This window comes from Rhodanobacter denitrificans (assembly GCF_000230695.2).
GTDB classification, from domain to species: domain Bacteria; phylum Pseudomonadota; class Gammaproteobacteria; order Xanthomonadales; family Rhodanobacteraceae; genus Rhodanobacter; species Rhodanobacter denitrificans.
Window position 1 is genome coordinate 2431564 of record NC_020541.1, and the last position, 17470, is coordinate 2449033.

Genomic DNA, 17470 nt, shown 5'->3' on the forward strand with positions numbered 1-17470 from the left:
AGGGGTCCCTCGGGTTCAGATCTGGTTTCGTCCCGACACTGCGCCGGGCCTGTCAACTCGTCAAGTGGAGGCGACCGGGAGTCTACTCAAGGCGGGCTGGCCGCAAAAAACAGAACGGCCCCGGCGAAATCACCGGAGCCGTCGTCGCCGCAGACAGGGCTTGCAGGGGTCAGGCAGCGTCGCCGCCGTCACCGGCAACCCGTTGCTGCAGGTTGCCGCGATAGATCAGATAGGGCTCGGCCTGGCCCTGGATCACAGCATCATCCACCACCACCTTGCTGACGTGCTCCAGTGACGGCAACTCGTACATCGTGTCCAGCAGCACCTGCTCCAGGATGGTGCGCAGGCCGCGGGCGCCGGTCTTGCGCTTGAGCGCCTTGCGCGCGATCGCCTGCAGCGCCTCGGGGCGGAATTCCAGCTCCACCTCCTCCATCTCGAACAGCCGTTTGAACTGTTTGGTGACCGCATTCTTCGGCTCGGTGAGAATCTTCACCAGCGCCGCCTCGTCCAGTTCGTCCAGCGTGGCCACCACCGGTAGGCGCCCGACGAACTCCGGAATCAGGCCAAAGCGCACCAGGTCGGCCGGTTCCACGTCGGCCAGTACCTTGCCCAGGTTCTCGGTGCGCTCCTTGCTGCGTACCTCGGCCGAAAAGCCGATGCTGGTGTTCTCGGAGCGCTGCTGGATGACCTTTTCCAGGCCGGCGAACGCGCCGCCGCAGATGAACAGGATGTTCTTGGTGTCGACCTGCAGGAACTCCTGCTGCGGATGCTTGCGCCCGCCCTGCGGCGGCACCGAAGCCAGGGTGCCCTCGATCAGCTTCAGCAGCGCCTGCTGCACGCCCTCGCCGGACACGTCGCGGGTGATCGAGGGGTTCTCGCTCTTGCGCGAGATCTTGTCGATCTCATCGATGTAGACGATGCCCGACTGTGCCTTCTCGACGTCGTAATCGCATTTCTGCAGCAGCTTCTGGATGATGTTCTCGACGTCCTCGCCCACGTAGCCGGCTTCGGTCAGCGTGGTGGCGTCGGCGATCGTGAACGGTACGTTGAGCAGGCGCGCCAGCGTCTCGGCCAGCAGCGTCTTGCCCGAGCCGGTGGGACCGATCAGCAGGATGTTGGACTTGCCCAGTTCGATATCGTCGCTCTTCTGGCGCGACTCGATCCGCTTGTAGTGGTTGTACACCGCCACCGCCAGCGCCTTCTTGGCGCGGGTCTGGCCCACCACGTACTGGTCCAGCGATTCGCGGATCTCCTTGGGCTTGGGCAGCTGGGTGCGGCCGGAAGCCGCCTTTTCCTCCAGCTCCTCGCGGATGATGTCGTTGCACAGCTCCACGCACTCGTCGCAGATGAACACGGACGGACCCGCGATCAGCTTGCGCACTTCATGCTGGCTCTTGCCGCAGAACGAGCAATAGAGAATCTTGCCGCTGTCGCTGGAACGCCCCTGCCGGTCGTCGCTCATACTCTCGATCCCGCTGGTAAATCTGAATGCGTCGCGAGAATAACACAGGGCCCCGCGTCTGCCTGCAGACGCAGAGCCCATCCCGCGACCCTGGGGTAAAACCTCGAAATCAGGCCGATTTCACCGTTTCGCCGGCGCGCTTGTCGAGCACCTCGTCGATCAGGCCATAGGCCTTGGCGTCGGCAGCGCTCATGAAGCGGTCGCGCTCCATGTCCAACTCGATCTTCTCCAGCGTCTGTCCGGTGTGCTGGACATACAGCTTGTTCAGGCGCTCGCGGATATACAGGATTTCGCGCGCCTGGATCTCGATGTCGGTGGCCTGGCCCTGCGCGCCGCCGGAAGGCTGGTGAATCATGACGCGCGAGTTAGGCAAGGCGAAACGCTTGCCCTTGGCGCCGGCCATCAACAGGAACGAACCCATGCTGCAGGCCTGGCCGATGCACATCGTGCTGACGTTCGGCTTGATGAACTGCATGGTGTCGTAGATCGCCAGGCCGGCGGTCACCGCACCGCCTGGACTGTTGATGTAGAAGTTGATGTCCTTGTCCGGGTTCTCCGACTCCAGAAACAGCATCTGCGCAACGATCAGGTTGGCGACCTGGTCATTGACCTCGCCCACCAGGAAGATCACCCGCTCCTTCAACAGGCGCGAGTAGATGTCATAGGAGCGCTCGCCGCGAGCGGTTTGCTCGACGACCATCGGCACCAAATTGAGGTTCTGGATCGGATCCATGGCCATGTTTGCAGCTCTCCGCTCGATGGGCCCGATTGCTCAGGCGTTGGCTGGGCGCATCACGTCGTCGAAGCTCAGGTCCAGCTGAGTGGTCTTGGCGTGCTCGGCCACCCATTCGGCCACCTGATCTTCCATCACGCGATTCTGCAGCCCGGACATCAGTTGGGGGTCGCCGTTGTAGAGTTCAATGACCTTTTCCGGCTCCTCGTAGGTGGAGGCGATCGCCGCCAGCTGCTCGGCCACGCGCTTGCGGTCGATCTTGATCTCCTGCTTGCGCGCGATCTCGCCCATCAGCAGGCCGGCGATCACCCGTTGGCGCGCGATCGGCATGGCGGCCTCGATCAGCTGCGGCGGTGGCTGCTGGCCCTGCGGCACGCTGCCGGCAGCCATGTTGCGCGCCTCGGACTGCACCATCAGCTTCGGCACGTCCAGTCCGGCATGCGCCAGGGACAGTTTCTCCGCCACCTCGGACTTCAGGCGCGCCATCAGCGCCGCCTTCAGTTCGCGTTCGAGGTTCGCACGGACTTCCTTGCGGAACGTTTCCAGGTCGCCATCGGCGATGCCGAACAACTTGGCGAATTCGGCATCGATCTCGGGCAGCTTCGGCTCCTGCACCTTCAGGATGCTGAAGCTGACCTGGGCGTTCTTGCCCGCCAGCTGCGCATTGCGGAAGTCTTCCGGGAAAGCAATCCCGGTCTCGAAACTGTCACCCATCTTGCGGCCAATCAGCGCCTCGTCCAGCGCCTTGAACAAGGTGCCCGAGCCCAGCACGCTGCCGGCACGCTCCAGGCCCTCGGCCGGGAAGCGGTAGTCGCCAGCCTCGGCCGAGTACTCGAACATCACGAAGTCGCCCTCGGCGGAGGCGCGATCCACCTCGTCGAAGCTGCGGCGCTGCTGGCGCAGGGTCTCCAGCATCTTGTCGATATCGGCGTCGGTCACCACCGCCATCGGCCGGCTGATCTCGAGCGCGGCCACTTCAACCACCGGGAACTCCGGCATGATCTCGAACGTCGCGGTATACGCGATTTCACCGTTTTCCGGCTCGCCGGTGGTGTCGATCGCCGGATTCGCGATCGGCTGCAGCTTTTCCTGCGCCACCGCCTCGCGCAGCGTGCTGCCGATCAGGTCGGACAACACCTCGCCGCGGACCTGGTCGCCGAACCGCTGCTTGATCACCGTCGTCGGCACCTTGCCCGGACGGAAACCTTTCAGGCGAACCGTACGGCCCATCTCCGCGATGCGCGCGCTCACCTGCGTCTCGAACCGCTCCGCGGGGAATTTCACCGTGAGCTTGCGCTCGAGCGTGCCGATGTTCTCAACCGAAACCTGCATGACGTCTCCTGGTACTACCTGATGTTGTGGGCCTGCCACAGGCGCCATGGCGGCCGTGCCGCCCGAAAACAAAGAAATCAACGGGGTATGGTGCGAAAGGGGGGACTCGAACCCCCACGGGGTTAACCGCCAGAACCTAAATCTGGTGCGTCTACCAATTCCGCCACTCTCGCCCTGCACCCTCGCCAAACGTGCGTAACCACCGGATTCTGAAACCGATTGTCACTTGCCGGAGCAACTCCGCAAGCGCCTCATCCCCATGGCCACGCCCGCCTAAGTCGATGATTCCCTTATACGAAAGCAGACCATTTTACGGTCGCGCGACCTTGCAGCACAAGCGCTGGCGGCTGCGAACGCGCCATCGCCGATGTGTCGCAACGTTCCGGCTGCGCAAAGCAAAACGCCGATCGCAAGCGATCGGCGTTCTGTCGATTGGTGGGCCGTGAAGGATTCGAACCTTCGACCAATTGATTAAGAGTCAACTGCTCTACCAACTGAGCTAACGGCCCAGGAAACCTGGGTTGAAACTGGGGTGGATGATGGGATTCGAACCCACGACAACCGGAATCACAATCCGGGACTCTAACCAGCTGAGCTACATCCACCATCGACCGATACTGGTGCGCCAGACAGGACTCGAACCTGCAACCGTCGGCTTAGAAGGCCGATGCTCTATCCGGTTGAGCTACAGGCGCAGTCGCTGCAGGTAGAACGTTTCGCTGGTCGGGGTAGAGGGATTCGAACCCCCGACTTTTGCGTCCCAAACGCAACGCTCTACCAGACTGAGCTATACCCCGCTTTCGAATCACCGGCCGTGCCACCACCGGAGCCTTGAAATGTTACGGGTGCCGCCTCGCTCAGTCAATCCGTATCGAAGCACACCTTGTGTTTCTTGATCATCCTTTTCGCGGAGAACCGTACAGCTTCCCGTTGAAAACAAAACGGGGCGCAAGCACCCCGTCTCGCAGAATAAAAATGGTGCGCCCGGAGAGATTCGAACTCCCGACCACCTAGTTCGTAGCCAGGTACTCTATCCAACTGAGCTACGGGCGCACTAAAAAAACCTTTGCCTTGCAGCTTTCGATGTCTGGACACCGAGGCGGTGAAGCAAGGAGCGGAATTATTCAGGCTCCGCCCGCTTGCGTCAACCCTTTTCGTGAAATTTCTTCTCTGGTTTATTCACATCCGGCAGGTGACGGCTTGCGGCGCGCCACGCCTCCAGGCAGCACCTGCACACAGGCGCCACAAAAAACGCCCGTACACGAAAGAGGGCAACCACTCGCTGCCCTCTTTCGTTGCATCGTATGGCCGTCCAAACCGCGCTCAGCCGTCCAGGCCAATCCGACTCTGCGGTGCCGGGTCGCCGACCTTGCCGACGGCCGAGTCGGCGCCACCCTTCGGCGGAGGAGGCGGCGGCGTAGCGCCAGTCGATGCGTTCTTCGTCCAGTCGGACGGCGGCCCGGGTACGCGCCCGGCCATGATGTCGTCGATCTGGTGAGCGTCGATCGTCTCGTACTGCAGCAGGGCTTCGGCCATGGCATGCAGCTTGTCGAGGTTCGCGGTCAGCAACTCCTTGCTGCGTGCATAGGCACGATCGAGGATGCCGCGCACCACTTCGTCGATCTTGCTGGCGGTCTCGTTGGAGATGCTCTTGTGCTGGGTCACCGAACGGCCGAGGAACACCTCGTCCTCGTCCTCGCCGTAGGTGATCGGCCCCAGTTCGTCGGAGAGCCCCCACTTGGTCGCCATGTTGCGCGCCATCTTGGTCGCCCGCTCGATGTCGTTGGAGGCGCCGGTGGTGACCTTGTCGGCGCCGAAGATCAGCTCCTCGGCCACCCGCCCGCCGTACAGCGAGCACAGCTGCGACTGGATCGCCACGCGGTTGATGCTGTACTTGTCGCCCTCGGGCAGGTACATGGTGACGCCCAGCGCACGCCCGCGCGGGATGATGGTGACCTTGTAGACCGGGTCGTGCTCGGGCACCAGCCGACCGACGATGGCGTGGCCGGCCTCGTGATAGGCGGTAAGCTTCTTCTCGTCCTCGCTCATCGCCATCGAGCGGCGCTCGGTGCCCATCAGGATCTTGTCGCGCGCCTTGTCCAGGTGGCTCATGCGCACTTCGCGCGCGTTCTCGCGCGCGGCGAACAGCGCCGCCTCGTTGACCAGGTTGGCCAGGTCGGCGCCGGAGAAGCCGGGCGTGCCGCGTGCGATGGTCATCGCATTGACGTCGCTGGCGGTCGGCACCTTGCGCATGTGCACCTTGAGGATCTGCTCGCGGCCTCGCACGTCGGGCAGGCCCACCACGACCTGGCGGTCGAAGCGGCCCGGGCGCAGCAGCGCCGGATCCAGCACATCGGGGCGATTGGTCGCGGCGATCACGATGATGCCTTCGGTGCCCTCGAAGCCGTCCATCTCGACCAGCAACTGGTTCAGGGTCTGCTCGCGTTCGTCGTGACCGCCGCCCAGGCCGGCGCCGCGATGGCGGCCGACCGCGTCGATCTCGTCGATGAAGATGATGCACGGCGCGTGCTTCTTGGCCTGCTCGAACATGTCGCGCACGCGGCTGGCGCCGACACCGACGAACATCTCGACAAAGTCGGAACCGGAGATCGCGAAGAACGGCACCTTGGCCTCGCCCGCGATGGCTTTCGCCAGCAAGGTCTTGCCGGTGCCGGGCGGGCCGACCATCAGCACGCCGCGCGGAATCTTGCCGCCAAGCTTCTGGAAACGGCCCGGGTCACGCAGGAACTCGACCAGTTCGCCGACCTCCTCCTTCGCCTCGTCGCAACCGGCGACGTCGCTGAAGTTGACCTTGATCTGGTCCTCGCCCTGCAGCTTGGCGCGCGAACGGCCGAAGCTCATCGCGCCACGCCCGCCGCCGCCGGACTGCATCTGGCGCATGAACCAGATGAACACGCCCACGATCAGCAGCACCGGCAGCCAGCTGACCAGCAAGCCGATCAGCGAGAAGCCCTCGGACGGATCCTGGCGGACCTCGACGCCCTTGTCCTGCATCTGCTTGACCACCTCGTTGGTGGAGAAGCCGAGCATCGGCGCGACCGTGCGGAACGGGCTGCCATCCTTCAGCTTGCCGCTGATGGTGGCCGGCTGGTCGGCGCTGATCGTGGCATTGGCGACGTTGCCGTTGTCCACGCTTTGCACGAACGAGCTGTAAGGCAGGTCGGACGAGGTCGCGCCGCGCGGATTGAAGCTCTGGAACACGGTGAACAGGACCACCGCGATGATCACCCAGAGCAACACGTTTTTCGCTGTTTCATTCATGCACGGTTCTCGCCCGGTGACACCGGGGCGGGCTTGCGGCCCACCGCCAGTGCGTACACCTCACGCGAACGTGCGCGGGAGGCCTTAGGTTTACGCATGGTTACGCGGGTGAAGTCCGCGCGCAAGCTGCGCAAGTAATCGTCAAAGCCGACGCCCTGGAACAATTTGATCAGGAACGAGCCGCCCGGCTTCAGCCACTGCCGGCCGAAATCCAGCGCCAATTCGGCCAGATCCATGGCGCGGATCTGGTCGGCCAGTGCCACGCCACTCATATTGGGGGCCATGTCGCACAGTACAAGATCCACCTTGAGCCCTGCCAGGCGCGATTCCAGCTCGTGCAGCACCGCTTCCTCGCGAAAATCGCCCTGCAGGAAGTCCACCCCGGCGATGCTCTGCATCGGCAGGATGTCCAGCGCGAACACCTTGCCGCTGTCGCCCAGCCGGTTGCGCACCAGCTGCGACCAGCTACCCGGCGCGGCGCCGAGGTCGACCACGTTGATGCCCGGCTTCAGCAGGCGGTCGCGCTCGATCAGCTCCTCCAGCTTGTACACCGCACGCGAACGCAGGCCCTCGGACTGGGCTTTCTTCACGTATTCGTCGTTGAAGTGTTCGCGCAGCCAGACTGCGCTGCTCTTGCTGCGGGCCATGTCGTCACGGTCGCCGATTGGGGAACGGGTTGGCGCATGATACCCTTTGCCGTTCATTGACCGCGAATCGAGCACTGCCGCATGGCCCTTTCCCCCTCGCAGATCCGCTACCTGCGCAGCCTCGCCCATGACCTGAGCCCGGTCGTCCTGCTCGGCAACAAGGGTGCCAGTGACGCCGTGGTGAAGGAACTGGGCCAGGCGCTGGATATCCACGAGCTGGTCAAGGTGAAGCTGTCAGGCGGCGACAAGGACGAGCGGCAGGCCCAGATCGACGTACTGACCCATGGCACCGGGGCCGAGCCGATCCACCAGATCGGCCACGTCGTGGTGCTGTTCCGGCGCAACGCCGACGAGCCGAAGATCGCCCTGCCACGCTGATGGACCTGTCGCTCGAACGCCCCGAAGGCTATATCTACGTGCGTCGTGTCGGCGCACGCGGCATCACCCTGATCGACCGCGAGATCGCCCGCAGCTTCCTGCTGGCGCCGGACCGGGCCGTCGAGGACTGGCCGGTCACCGCCGTCGAGGCACTCGACGCCGGCCACGTGGAAGCCGTGCTGGCATTGCGGCCCGAACTGGTGGTGCTGGGCACCGGCGAACGCCAGGCGTTCCCGGCCGCGGCCTTCATGGCCGGTTTCCTGCGCAAGGGCATCGGCATCGAAGTGATGGACAACGCTGCCGCCGCGCGCACCTACAACCTGCTGGCCGGCGAAGGGCGACGGGTGATCGCCGGTTTCATCCTGCCGCCGGCCTGAGCGGCAGGCACCTTCATCAGCGCGGCGGCAGGTAGCCCAGTGGGTCGACCGGATTGCCGTCCTTGCGGATCTGGAATTCCAGCTCGTTGCGGGTAGTGCCGGTCGACCCCATCTCGGCGATCTGCTGACCCATGCTGACCCGTTGGCCTTCCTTGACCAGGCGCTTGCTGTTGTGGCCATAGGCGGACAGGAAGCTGTCGCTGTGCTTGATGATCACCAGCTCGCCGTAGCCGACCAGGCCGTTGCCGCTGTACACCACCACACCATCGGCGGCGGCACGCACCGGGTCGCCGGACTTGCCGGCGATCTCGATGCCGGGGATCGCGTCGCCACTCTGGAAACGCCCCACCAGGCTGCCGTCGGCCGGCCAGCGCCATTGCACGTGGCTGACCACGCGTGACACCCCGGCGGCCGCGGGCGCCGGCGGCGGCATGCTTGCCGGCGCGGCGGTCGGCACGCCCGCCACCGGCACGACGGACGTCGCAACGACGGCGGGCGCGACCGGCCTTGGCGGCGCGTTCGCCGTGGCGGTGCCCGGCGCCTCCACGGACGGGGCCGCGGAGGGAGAAGCCGGCGCCGCCACCGGCTCGAACACCGGCGCCGACGGCGCCGGCGCACTCGACACGGATGCGCCGGCGGCATGCACGGGCGCGGCTGCCGGCGGCGCGGCGGCACGTCCTGCCGGCGGCGAAAGCGTCAGCCGCTGCCCCGGCCAGATCGTGTACGGTGCGGCGATCCCGTTCCATTGCGCCAGGTCGCGGAAGTCCACGCCCTTGCGGAACGCGATCGAGTACAGCGTGTCGCCCTTGGCCACGGCATAGCTGCCGCCGGGAATCGGTGTACGGGCCGGTGTCGACGCGACAGGTCGGTGCTCGTCGTAGCCGCCAGCCACCGGTTCCACCACGACCGAGCTGCGCATGGTGCCGCAAGCGGCAAGCAGCAGGGTCACGGCCAGGGTTGCGCAACACGAAAGATATCGGTCCATGCGCACCAGCATACCGAGGCGGACGGCCTTTTTCATGCGACGCCCCCGCGCCGCGGCTGCTCAATGCAACCAGAACCACCACACCAGCAGCAGGGCCAGCAGCACCAGCGCGGCCCAGCCGATCCGTTCGATGTGTTCGTGCAGGATCCGCTCGGCACGCTCGCCGACCAGGCGGATCAGCAACGCCAGCAACCACACGCGCTTGCCGCGGCCAAGACCGATGCAGACCAGGAACGGCAGGATCGGCACGCCGATGATGCCGCACGCCCAGGTGACGAACTTCATCGGCACCACCGGTTGCAGCGCGGCCAGGGTCAGCACGCCGTACATGCCCCAGCGATGCTCGACCATCTGTCGGCTCAAGGTCGCCACGCCCTGCTCGATCGGTGCCAGCAGGTGCAGCGCATCGAGCACCGGCCGCAAGGCATGGAACGCCCAATGGCCCAGCACGTAGCCGACCAGCGCACCCAGCAGCGAGAACAGCAGGCTGACGTTGGCGAAGAAGAACGCCTTGTGCCGCTTGCCCAGCATCATCGGTGCCAGCATCACTTCCGGCGGAATCGGGAAGATGAACGATTCGACGAAGCTCAGCCCGGACAGGTAATACAGCGCCCGCGGCTCGCGCGCCCAAGTCAGTGCACGCGCATAAAGTGCCCCGAACAGACGCATCAGCCGATCCCGCCCAGCAGCGGCACGAAACTGACTGCGCCCAGTTCCTCCTGGATGAAGTCGCCCTTGCCGTCGCCACGCATGCGGATCAGGGTCTGCCGGCTCGGCGAGCCGACCGGCGCCACCAAGACGCCGGTGGGACTGAGCTGGTCGAGGATGCGGGTCGGAATGGTGTCGCCGGCGGCAGTGAGGATGATCGCGTCGAACGGCGCCTCGTCCGGCCAGCCGAGCTTGCCATCGTCGTAGCGCGAACGCAGGTTGGCCAGGCCGAGCTGGCGGAAGCGCCGGCGTGCCTGGCGCAGCAGCGCCTCGATCCGCTCCACGGTGAACACCTGCGGCACCAGCGCGGCCAGCACCGCCGCCTGGTAGCCGGAGCCGGTGCCGATCTCCAGCACCTTCTGCGGCACCCCGAACTCGAGCAGCGCCTCGGTCATGCGCGCCACCACCCAAGGCTGCGAAATGGTCTGGCCGTGGCCGATCGGCAGCGCGTCGTTTTCGTAGGCGCGCGAATGCAGCGCCTGGTCGATGAAGTGGTGGCGCGGCAGGTTGCGGATCACCTCGATCACGCGCAGATCGCGGATGCCGCCATCCTTCAGGGTCGCCGCAAGGCGATCGCGCGCGCGCTGCGAGGTCATCCCCTCGCCTTTCAGATCCGCGGCAGGCAATGGATACGTGGTCATGGCTCAGGCCGCCTCGTCGTTGCTGGTCCGGCCTACCGCCATCGCGTCGCTCAGCGGCTGCATCCAGCTGCTGACCTTCTCCAGCGCCTGGAAGCGGGTCAGGTCGACATGGATCGGCGTGACCGAAACAAAGCCGCGCCGCACGGCATTGAAATCGGTGCCGGGACCGGCATCGTCCACCTCGCCGGCCGGACCGATCCACCAGATCGGCCGGCCGCGCGGATCGGTCTGCGCGATGCACGGCGCGGCGCGATGGCGGCGACCGAGGCGGGTCACCTCGAAGCCCTCGATTTCCGCCCACGGCCGATCCGGCACGTTGACGTTGAGGATGGTATCGGCCGGCAGCGGATCGACCAGCAGCCGCTGCATCAGCAGCAGCACCGCCTTCGCCGCCGAGTCGTAGTGCACGCCCTTGTGGTCATGGCTGACCAGCGACACCGCGATTGCCGGCAGTCCCAGGAAGCGCCCTTCCATCGCCGCCGACACCGTGCCGGAATAGATCACGTCGTCGCCGAGGTTCGCCGAGTTGTTGATGCCGGAGACGACCATGTCGGGCTCTTCGTCCAGCAGTCCGGCCAGCGCCAGATGCACGCAATCGGTCGGCGTGCCGGCGACGCGGTAGTAGCCGTTGCCCATCGGCAGCACGCGCAGCGGCGCATCGAGCGTAAGCGAATTGCTGGCGCCGGAACGATCGCGGTCGGGCGCCACCACCGTCACCTGGGCCACTTCGCCGAGGCGCTCGGCAAGCACGTGGATGCCAGGTGCATCCACGCCATCGTCGTTACTGACCAGAACTCGCATGATGCTCCGTCGAAAGCTGACTGCGGACACGCTGGTCCATGACCCCACGGTGCGCGCCACACCCGTCGAGTTTACCGGAGCGCGGCATGGGTTTCACATCGTCCGGGCATCCGCTGCGCGCTTTGACTTAGCATGCCGACATGAAGCGCCGCCCACCTGCACGGGTCAACGACGACGACAGCCGCCTGTTCCGCGAGGCGATCGGCGACGTGCGTCCGCTCGACCCGGTGGCGCCGCCACCAGCGGCGGCGAAGCCCGCGCCGCATCCGCACATGCTGGACGCGGACGAAGCCGCCGTGCCCGGCGAACTGCTGGACATGGCGTTTGACCCGGCCCTGCTCGAAGTGGGCGAGGAACTGGGCTACTTGCGCGATGGCTACCCGCCGAAGCTGCTGCGCCAGCTCAAGCGTGGCCAGTTCAGCGTGCAGGACGACCTCGACCTGCACCAGATGAACGCCGCCGCCGCGCAGGCCAGCATCGTCGCCTTCCTGGCCGAGGCGAAACAGCACGGCCTGCGCTGCGTGCGCATCGTGCACGGCAAGGGCCTGCGCTCGAAAGCCGCCGGACCGGTGCTGAAAGGCCTCACCGACCGCCTGCTGCGCCGACGCGACGACGTGATCGCATTCGCCTCGGCACGACCGGCGCTGGGCGGCACCGGGGCGGTGGTCGTCCTGCTCAGGGGCTGACTGCAGGAGCGCGTCCGGGGCGCGAATGCTCTTCCCGATGCGAGAGCAAAAGCATCGCACGCGATGAAGGAAGTCCCTTGTGGACAGGCTGCGCTCCTACGCGATCGAGGCCACTTCGCGCACGACCACCGTGGCGTACGCGCCGGCCGGCAGCTCGAACGACAGTTCCAGCGCGTCGTCGCCCAGCCAGCGCCGGCGCAGGTCCTTCGGCAGCAGCCGCAGCGGGCGGCGTTCCTGGTCCATCCGCGCCGCCGCCAGGCCGGCGGCCAGGTCGTCGTTCGCCGCGCCGATCTCGCGCTCCAGCGCGCCCGCCTCGCCCTGGCTCGGCGGCTCGCCCTGCCCCCACAACGGGCCGGACGGATGGATGTCGGCGCGGGCCAGCCGTTCGGCCAGCACCGCGTTGAACGGTTCCGGCCCGAACCACGAGCGCGAGCCGGCCAGCGACCAGATCTCGCCATCCAGCGGGCTGTCCCAGGCGCCGCGTTCGACCCGTGCCGCCAGCACGCTGTTGAAGATCTGCGAACGCGCCGCGGACAACAGGAACGAGCGCTGGTCGCGATCCACGCGACGCCCGCCGAACATCGCCCGCGCCTGCGCCACGTTGCCGCCCTCGCGGCCGAAGCGCTGTTCGCCGAAATAGTTCGGCACGCCGCGCGCGGCGATCTGCTGCAGCGCCTGTTCCGCCGCGCCGCGGTCGCCCTGCACCTCGCGCAGCACAAGCACGAAGCGGTTGCCGCGCAATGCGCCGCGCTTCAGTTTGCGCGAATGCCGCGTCGCCGCCAGCACCTTCACTTCCGCGTGCGGGAACGCCGACCAGTCCGGGTCGGGCTTGCCCGCCAGCTGCACGGAGAAGGTCTGCCGGGTCACCGCGTGGCGATCCTTCAGCCCTGCGTAGCCCACCGCGACTGGCGGCACGCCGGCGAACTTCGCCAGTTCTCGCGCCACCCAGTCGGTATTCGCGCCGCGCTTCTCCACCCACAGCAGGGCGTGTTCGCCGGCACCGTCGGCGTCGTAGCCGAGGATCTCCTCGACCTGGAAGTCCTCCGGCGCGCTGCGCAGTCGGGCGGTCAGTGGCGGTTCGCCGAAGGCGTGGGGAAGTTCTTGCACGTCGAAAGGTCCGGTCAGTTTTGTAGGAGCCCACTCGCGGGCGATGCTCTGCTCTGAATCTCCACCGAAGTACCTAGAGCAAAAGCATCGCCCGCAAGCGGGCTCCTACATCAAGAAGATGGTGGCGAGGCCAAGAAAAATGAAGAAACCGCCGCTGTCGGTCATCGCGGTGATCAGTACGCTGGAGCCCAGCGCCGGATCGCGGCCGAACTTCGTCATCAGCACCGGGATGCCGACGCCGGCGAACGCGGCCAGCAGCAGGTTCAGCGTCATCGCCGCGGTCATCACCAGGCCCAGCGAGGCGCTGTCGTACAGCAGCCACGCGACGACGCCGATCACCCCGCCCCAGACCAGCCCGTTCAGCAGCGACACGGTCAGTTCCTTGCGCCATAGCCGCTTCGCGCTCTCGGTGGTGATCTGGTTCAGCGCCAGCGCGCGCACGATCATGGTGATGGTCTGGTTGCCGGAGTTGCCGCCGATGCCGGCCACGATCGGCATCAGCGCGGCCAGCGCCACCAGCCGCTCGATCGAGCCTTCGAACAGGCCGATCACGCGCGAGGCGATGAACGCGGTGACCAGGTTGATCGCCAGCCACGCCCAGCGGTTCTTCAGCGAGGCCCATACCGAGGCGAAGATGTCCTCCTCCTCGCGCAGGCCGCCGCGGCTGAGCGCTTCGCTCTCGCTTTCCTCGCGGATCACGTCGACCATCGCGTCGATGGTGATGCGGCCGATCAGGTGGCCGCTCTCGTCGACCACCGGCGCGGTCACCAGGTCGTAGCGCTCGAACGCCTGCGCCACGTCGTACGCATCGTCGGTGGGGTGGAAGGTGTTGACGTCCGGCGCCATCACCGCACTGACCATTTTTTCCGGCGGGTTCACCAGCAGCCAGTGCAGCGGCAGCACGCCGGTGAGCAGGTTGTCGTGGTTGATCACGAACAACTTGTCGGTCTGCGCCGGCAGCTCGTCCCAGCGGCGCAGGTAGCGCAACACCACTTCCAGGCTCACATCCTCGCGGATGGTGACCATCTCGAAGTCCATCAGCGCGCCGACCTGGTCGTCCCCGTAGGACAGCGCCGACTGCACCTGCTGGCGCTGCTGCGTGTCCAGGCTCGCCATCAGCTCCGGCAGCATCGCGGTCGGCAGATCCTCGACCAGGTCGGCCAGCTCGTCCGCGTCCAGCGGCTCGACCGCGGCGAGGATCTCCTGGCGGTCCATGTCCGCGATCAGCGATTCGCGCACCGCATCGGATACTTCCAGCAGGATCTCGCCGTCGCGGTCGGCCTTGACCAGCTGCCAGACCGCCAGGCGGTCGTCCAGCGGCAGCGATTCGAGGATGAAGGCGATGTCGGCCGGGTGCAGTTCGTCCAGTTGCCGGCGCAATTCGGCCTGCGATCCGGCCGGCAGCGGGCCTTCGTCGTCATGCCGGCGCAGCACCTCGACGATGGCTTCGAGCTGGTCGTGCAGCCGGCTGGTGGCGCTGCGGGCCTCTACTTCGGTCACGCGCGCTCCAGCAGGACGCACGCCTGCGCAGCGATCCCCTCGCCGCGGCCGCAGAAGCCGAGTCTTTCGGTGGTGGTGGCCTTGACGCTGATGCGGCCGACCTCGCTGTCCAGGTCGACAGCGAGGTTCTCGCGCATCGCCTGCGCGTGCGGGCCGATCTTCGGCGCCTCGCCGATCACGGTGATGTCGGCATTGCCCAGCGTGTAGCCATGCTGCGCCATCAGCATCGCCGCATGGCGCAGGAACTGGCGGCTGTCGGCATCGCGCCAGCGCTCGTCCGAGGGCGGGAAATGCCGGCCGATGTCGCCCAGCGCCAGTGCACCGAAGATCGCGTCGCACAGCGCATGGATCACCACGTCGCCGTCCGAATGCGCCACCACGCCGCGACGATGCGGTACGCGCACGCCACCCAGGGTGACGTGGTCGCCCTCGCCGAATGCATGCACGTCGAAACCCTGTCCGATCCTCATGGGGCGGCCCTCATGCGACTGTCCTTGCAAGCAGGAACTCGGCCAGCGCGAAATCCGCTGCCGTGGTCACCTTGATGTTGTCCTCGGCGCCCTCGACCAGCAACGGCGTGAAGCCGGCCAGCTCCATCGCCATCGCCTCGTCGCTGACGGTTGCGCCGCGCCGTGCCGCGTCGCGCAGCGCCAGCGCCAGTTGACCACGCCGGAACATCTGTGGCGTGAAGGCACGCCAACGCAGGTCGCGCGGCTCGGTCTGCACACTGCGGCCGGCCGCATCGGCGCGCTTCAGCGTATCGCGCAGCGGCGCGCCGAGCAGGCCGCCGTCGGCCGCCCCGGCCAGCTCGATCAGCCTGCCGATGTCGGCCAGCCGCACGCAGGGCCGCGCGGCGTCGTGCACCAGCACGAAATCGTCCGCACCCACCGACGCCGGCAAGGCGTCGATTCCGGCCAGCACCGAATCGCTGCGCTCGGCCCCACCGACCGCGGTCAGCACCGGCTTGCCGCTGAGCGTGTCGATCCTGGACCAGTGCGCATCGCCAGCGGCCAGCGTCACCAGCAGGCCGCCGATCCGCGGATGCGCAGCGAGCCGCTCCAGCGTGTGCGCGATCAGCGGCCGCCCGGCCAGCGGCAGGTATTGCTTCGGGCAGTCGCCGCCAACCCGGGTGCCGCGCCCCGCGGCCGGCACCACGCACCACAGCGCCGGCGCGCTCATGGCGACCCGGCGGGCGTGGCGGGTGGCGGCGGCGGCAGGCTGCTGGACGCCGAGGCCGGCGTTTCCACCACCTGGTAGAACACCTCACCTGGCTTGATCAGGCCCAACTCGGTGCGCGCACGCGCCTCGACTGCCTGGTCGCCATGCTTCAAGTCCAGCACATCGGCGCCGACCGCCTGGTTGCGCTGCAGCAGCTTCGCGTTCTCGTCGGCCTGTTTCTTCACCGCCACGCGCAGGCTGTCCACCTCGTGCATGCTGCCGCTGCCGGTCCACAGCTTCAGCTGCAGGCCGATCAGCAGCAGGATCAGAACCAGGGCGATCCAGCGCAGCATGGGCGGCCGTTCAGCCCGGCAGGCGGGTCAGGTTCGGAAACGCCCCGCGGCCGGCATAGCGTGCGGCCGAACCCAGCGCCTCCTCGATGCGCAGCAGCTGGTTGTACTTCGCCACGCGATCGCTGCGGCACAGCGAGCCGGTCTTGATCTGGGTCGCCGTGGTAGCCACCGCGATGTCGGCAATGGTGGTGTCCTCGGTCTCGCCGGAGCGATGCGAGATCACCGCCGAATACTTCGCCGCGTCGGCCATCGCGATCGCTTCCAGGGTCTCGGACAGCGTGCCGATCTGGTTCACCTTGATCAGGATCGAATTGGCGATGTGCTTCTCGATGCCCTCGCGGAAGATCGCCGGATTGGTCACGAACAGGTCGTCGCCGACCACCTGCACGCGCTCGCCGATCGCATCGGTGAGCAGCTTCCAGCCGTCCCAGTCGCCTTCGGCCATGCCGTCCTCGATGGTGACAATCGGGTACTGCCTGGCCCAGCCGGCGAGCAGGTCGACGAACTGCGCCGAGCTGTACTGCTTGCCTTCGCCGGCGAGGTCGTACTTGCCGTTCTTGTAGAACTCGGAACTGGCCGCGTCGAGGCCGAGCAGGATCTCGCTGCCGACCTTGTAGCCGGTCTTGTGGACGGCTTCGAGAATGGTGTCGATCGCCTCGACGTTGGAGCGCAGGTTTGGCGCAAAGCCCCCCTCGTCGCCCACCGCGGTGCTGAGGCCGCGGCCGTGCAGCACGCTCTTCAGCGCATGGAAGATCTCCGCACCGGCGCGCAGCGCCTCAGCGAACGTCGGCAGGCCCACCGGCAGTATCATGAACTCCTGCACGTCCACGTTGTTGTCGGCGTGCGCGCCGCCGTTGATGATGTTCATCATCGGCACCGGCAGCACGCCGGGCTTGCCGTGCGACAGGTACTGCCACAGCGGCTCGCCGCGCGACGCGGCCACCGCGTGCGCCGCCGCCATCGACACGCCGAGCAGCGCATTCGCGCCCAGCTTGCCCTTGTTCGGCGTGCCGTCCAGCGCGATCAGTTTCGCATCCAGGCCTTTCTGGTCAGCCGCATCGAAACCCTTCAGCGCCGCGGCAATCGTGGTGTTGACGTTCGCCACCGCGTTCTTCACGCCCTTGCCGCCGTAGCGTGACTTGTCGCCGTCGCGCAGCTCGACCGCCTCGCGCGAACCGGTGGATGCGCCGCTGGGCACGGCGGCGCGGCCGAAGCCGCCGCCGGCCAGGGTGACTTCGGCTTCCAGCGTGGGGTTGCCGCGCGAGTCGAGGATTTCACGGGCGTGGATGCGGGTGATCTGGGTGCTCATGCGGTGTCCGT

Annotated in this window: 18 protein-coding genes and 6 tRNA genes; 3 read left to right on the plus strand and 21 right to left on the minus strand. The window is 66.7% G+C overall.

Features of this window, described 5'->3' with window-relative positions:
- Positions 1–169: 169 nt before the first annotated feature.
- From clpX to rlmE, 11 genes are all read right to left on the minus strand, one after another.
- Positions 170–1462, minus strand: coding sequence for an ATP-dependent Clp protease ATP-binding subunit ClpX (clpX, locus tag R2APBS1_RS11070; protein ID WP_007511234.1), 1293 nt, complete (start codon positions 1460–1462; stop codon positions 170–172).
- Between the two features lie 109 nt (positions 1463–1571).
- On the minus strand, positions 1572–2201 hold the full coding sequence (gene clpP, locus R2APBS1_RS11075; RefSeq protein WP_007511232.1) for an ATP-dependent Clp endopeptidase proteolytic subunit ClpP: 630 nt from the start codon (positions 2199–2201) through the stop codon (positions 1572–1574).
- Between the two features lie 33 nt (positions 2202–2234).
- Complete coding sequence (gene tig, locus R2APBS1_RS11080; protein WP_007511230.1) at positions 2235–3527, minus strand: trigger factor; 1293 nt, start codon at positions 3525–3527, stop codon at positions 2235–2237.
- A gap of 88 nt (positions 3528–3615) precedes the next feature.
- Positions 3616–3700: transfer RNA gene (locus R2APBS1_RS11085), tRNA-Leu, on the minus strand.
- A 260-nt stretch (positions 3701–3960) separates the two neighbouring features.
- Positions 3961–4036: transfer RNA gene (locus tag R2APBS1_RS11090), tRNA-Lys, on the minus strand.
- Positions 4037–4055: 19 nt separating this feature from the next.
- Positions 4056–4132 (minus strand) — tRNA-His (locus R2APBS1_RS11095).
- Between the two features lie 13 nt (positions 4133–4145).
- Positions 4146–4222, minus strand: a tRNA-Arg gene (locus R2APBS1_RS11100).
- Between the two features lie 25 nt (positions 4223–4247).
- A tRNA-Pro gene (locus tag R2APBS1_RS11105) sits at positions 4248–4324 on the minus strand.
- 179 nt (positions 4325–4503) lie between these two features.
- Positions 4504–4580: transfer RNA gene (locus R2APBS1_RS11110), tRNA-Arg, on the minus strand.
- A 270-nt stretch (positions 4581–4850) separates the two neighbouring features.
- A complete protein-coding gene (gene ftsH / locus R2APBS1_RS11115; RefSeq protein ID WP_015448010.1) occupies positions 4851–6809 on the minus strand; it encodes an ATP-dependent zinc metalloprotease FtsH in 1959 nt (652 codons plus the stop codon).
- Positions 6806–7456, minus strand: a complete 651-nt coding sequence (gene rlmE / locus R2APBS1_RS11120; RefSeq protein WP_007511227.1) for a 23S rRNA (uridine(2552)-2'-O)-methyltransferase RlmE — start codon at positions 7454–7456, stop codon at positions 6806–6808. The genes ftsH and rlmE overlap by 4 nt, the downstream gene beginning before the upstream one ends.
- 81 nt (positions 7457–7537) lie before the next feature.
- Here rlmE and yhbY point away from each other — a divergent pair, with 81 nt between their 5' ends.
- Together yhbY and R2APBS1_RS11130 are read left to right on the plus strand one after the other, a co-directional pair.
- Positions 7538–7834, plus strand: coding sequence for a ribosome assembly RNA-binding protein YhbY (yhbY, locus tag R2APBS1_RS11125; protein WP_007511225.1), 297 nt, complete (start codon positions 7538–7540; stop codon positions 7832–7834).
- On the plus strand, positions 7834–8211 hold the full coding sequence (locus R2APBS1_RS11130) for an Mth938-like domain-containing protein (protein WP_015448011.1): 378 nt from the start codon (positions 7834–7836) through the stop codon (positions 8209–8211). Before yhbY ends, R2APBS1_RS11130 begins: the two co-directional genes overlap by 1 nt.
- Before the next feature lie 16 nt (positions 8212–8227).
- Here the strand turns inward: R2APBS1_RS11130 and R2APBS1_RS11135 are convergent, their stop codons facing one another.
- From R2APBS1_RS11135 to surE, 4 genes are read right to left on the minus strand one after another with little or no spacing between them, the layout of a single operon-like run.
- A complete protein-coding gene (locus R2APBS1_RS11135; protein WP_041677019.1) occupies positions 8228–9208 on the minus strand; it encodes a peptidoglycan DD-metalloendopeptidase family protein in 981 nt (326 codons plus the stop codon).
- 48 nt (positions 9209–9256) lie between these two features.
- Positions 9257–9865 carry a YqaA family protein gene (locus R2APBS1_RS11140; protein ID WP_015448013.1) on the minus strand — a complete coding sequence of 203 codons (609 nt, stop codon included), beginning with the start codon at positions 9863–9865 and terminating at the stop codon, positions 9257–9259.
- A complete protein-coding gene (locus R2APBS1_RS11145) occupies positions 9865–10545 on the minus strand; it encodes a protein-L-isoaspartate(D-aspartate) O-methyltransferase (RefSeq protein ID WP_007511217.1) in 681 nt (226 codons plus the stop codon). The genes R2APBS1_RS11140 and R2APBS1_RS11145 overlap by 1 nt, the downstream gene beginning before the upstream one ends.
- 3 nt (positions 10546–10548) lie before the next feature.
- Entirely contained in the window at positions 10549–11346 is a 798-nt protein-coding gene (gene surE, locus R2APBS1_RS11150) for a 5'/3'-nucleotidase SurE (protein ID WP_015448014.1), read from the minus strand.
- Positions 11347–11486: 140 nt separating this feature from the next.
- Between surE and R2APBS1_RS11155 the strand changes: the two genes are divergently transcribed.
- Complete coding sequence (locus R2APBS1_RS11155; protein ID WP_007511212.1) at positions 11487–12032, plus strand: Smr/MutS family protein; 546 nt, start codon at positions 11487–11489, stop codon at positions 12030–12032.
- Between the two features lie 96 nt (positions 12033–12128).
- Here the strand turns inward: R2APBS1_RS11155 and truD are convergent, their stop codons facing one another.
- The 6 genes from truD to eno form a co-directional block, all read right to left on the minus strand.
- Complete coding sequence (gene truD / locus R2APBS1_RS11160; protein WP_015448015.1) at positions 12129–13139, minus strand: tRNA pseudouridine(13) synthase TruD; 1011 nt, start codon at positions 13137–13139, stop codon at positions 12129–12131.
- A gap of 105 nt (positions 13140–13244) precedes the next feature.
- Entirely contained in the window at positions 13245–14639 is a 1395-nt protein-coding gene (gene mgtE, locus R2APBS1_RS11165; protein ID WP_007511176.1) for a magnesium transporter, read from the minus strand.
- Positions 14636–15109, minus strand: a complete 474-nt coding sequence (gene ispF, locus R2APBS1_RS11170) for a 2-C-methyl-D-erythritol 2,4-cyclodiphosphate synthase (protein WP_007511174.1) — start codon at positions 15107–15109, stop codon at positions 14636–14638. The genes mgtE and ispF overlap by 4 nt, the downstream gene beginning before the upstream one ends.
- Positions 15110–15119: 10 nt before the next feature.
- A complete protein-coding gene (gene ispD / locus R2APBS1_RS11175; protein ID WP_015448016.1) occupies positions 15120–15818 on the minus strand; it encodes a 2-C-methyl-D-erythritol 4-phosphate cytidylyltransferase in 699 nt (232 codons plus the stop codon).
- Positions 15815–16150: a cell division protein FtsB gene (ftsB, locus tag R2APBS1_RS11180; RefSeq protein ID WP_007511170.1), complete on the minus strand. Its 336-nt coding sequence runs from the start codon at positions 16148–16150 to the stop codon at positions 15815–15817. Before ftsB ends, ispD begins: the two co-directional genes overlap by 4 nt.
- A 10-nt stretch (positions 16151–16160) precedes the next feature.
- Positions 16161–17459 carry a phosphopyruvate hydratase gene (eno, locus tag R2APBS1_RS11185; RefSeq protein WP_007511168.1) on the minus strand — a complete coding sequence of 433 codons (1299 nt, stop codon included), beginning with the start codon at positions 17457–17459 and terminating at the stop codon, positions 16161–16163.
- Between the last annotated feature and the right edge of the window lie 11 nt (positions 17460–17470).

Bases quoted from the DNA above. Each gene is read 5' to 3' on its own strand.
- ftsB (WP_007511170.1), bottom strand. From the start codon at position 16,150: ATGCTGCGCTGGATCGCCCTGGTTCTGATCCTGCTGCTGATCGGCCTG.
- R2APBS1_RS11145 (WP_007511217.1), bottom strand. From the start codon at position 10,545: ATGACCACGTATCCATTGCCTGCCGCGGATCTGAAAGGCGAGGGGATG.
- surE (WP_015448014.1), bottom strand. From the start codon at position 11,346: ATGCGAGTTCTGGTCAGTAACGACGATGGCGTGGATGCACCTGGCATC.
- R2APBS1_RS11135 (WP_041677019.1), bottom strand. From the start codon at position 9,208: ATGCTGGTGCGCATGGACCGATATCTTTCGTGTTGCGCAACCCTGGCC.
- eno (WP_007511168.1), bottom strand. From the start codon at position 17,459: ATGAGCACCCAGATCACCCGCATCCACGCCCGTGAAATCCTCGACTCG.
- R2APBS1_RS11130 (WP_015448011.1), top strand. From the start codon at position 7,834: ATGGACCTGTCGCTCGAACGCCCCGAAGGCTATATCTACGTGCGTCGT.
- clpX (WP_007511234.1), bottom strand. From the start codon at position 1,462: ATGAGCGACGACCGGCAGGGGCGTTCCAGCGACAGCGGCAAGATTCTC.
- ispF (WP_007511174.1), bottom strand. From the start codon at position 15,109: ATGAGGATCGGACAGGGTTTCGACGTGCATGCATTCGGCGAGGGCGAC.
- R2APBS1_RS11155 (WP_007511212.1), top strand. From the start codon at position 11,487: ATGAAGCGCCGCCCACCTGCACGGGTCAACGACGACGACAGCCGCCTG.
- R2APBS1_RS11140 (WP_015448013.1), bottom strand. From the start codon at position 9,865: ATGCGTCTGTTCGGGGCACTTTATGCGCGTGCACTGACTTGGGCGCGC.
- ftsH (WP_015448010.1), bottom strand. From the start codon at position 6,809: ATGAATGAAACAGCGAAAAACGTGTTGCTCTGGGTGATCATCGCGGTG.
- ispD (WP_015448016.1), bottom strand. From the start codon at position 15,818: ATGAGCGCGCCGGCGCTGTGGTGCGTGGTGCCGGCCGCGGGGCGCGGC.
- rlmE (WP_007511227.1), bottom strand. From the start codon at position 7,456: ATGGCCCGCAGCAAGAGCAGCGCAGTCTGGCTGCGCGAACACTTCAAC.
- clpP (WP_007511232.1), bottom strand. From the start codon at position 2,201: ATGGCCATGGATCCGATCCAGAACCTCAATTTGGTGCCGATGGTCGTC.
- tig (WP_007511230.1), bottom strand. From the start codon at position 3,527: ATGCAGGTTTCGGTTGAGAACATCGGCACGCTCGAGCGCAAGCTCACG.
- yhbY (WP_007511225.1), top strand. From the start codon at position 7,538: ATGGCCCTTTCCCCCTCGCAGATCCGCTACCTGCGCAGCCTCGCCCAT.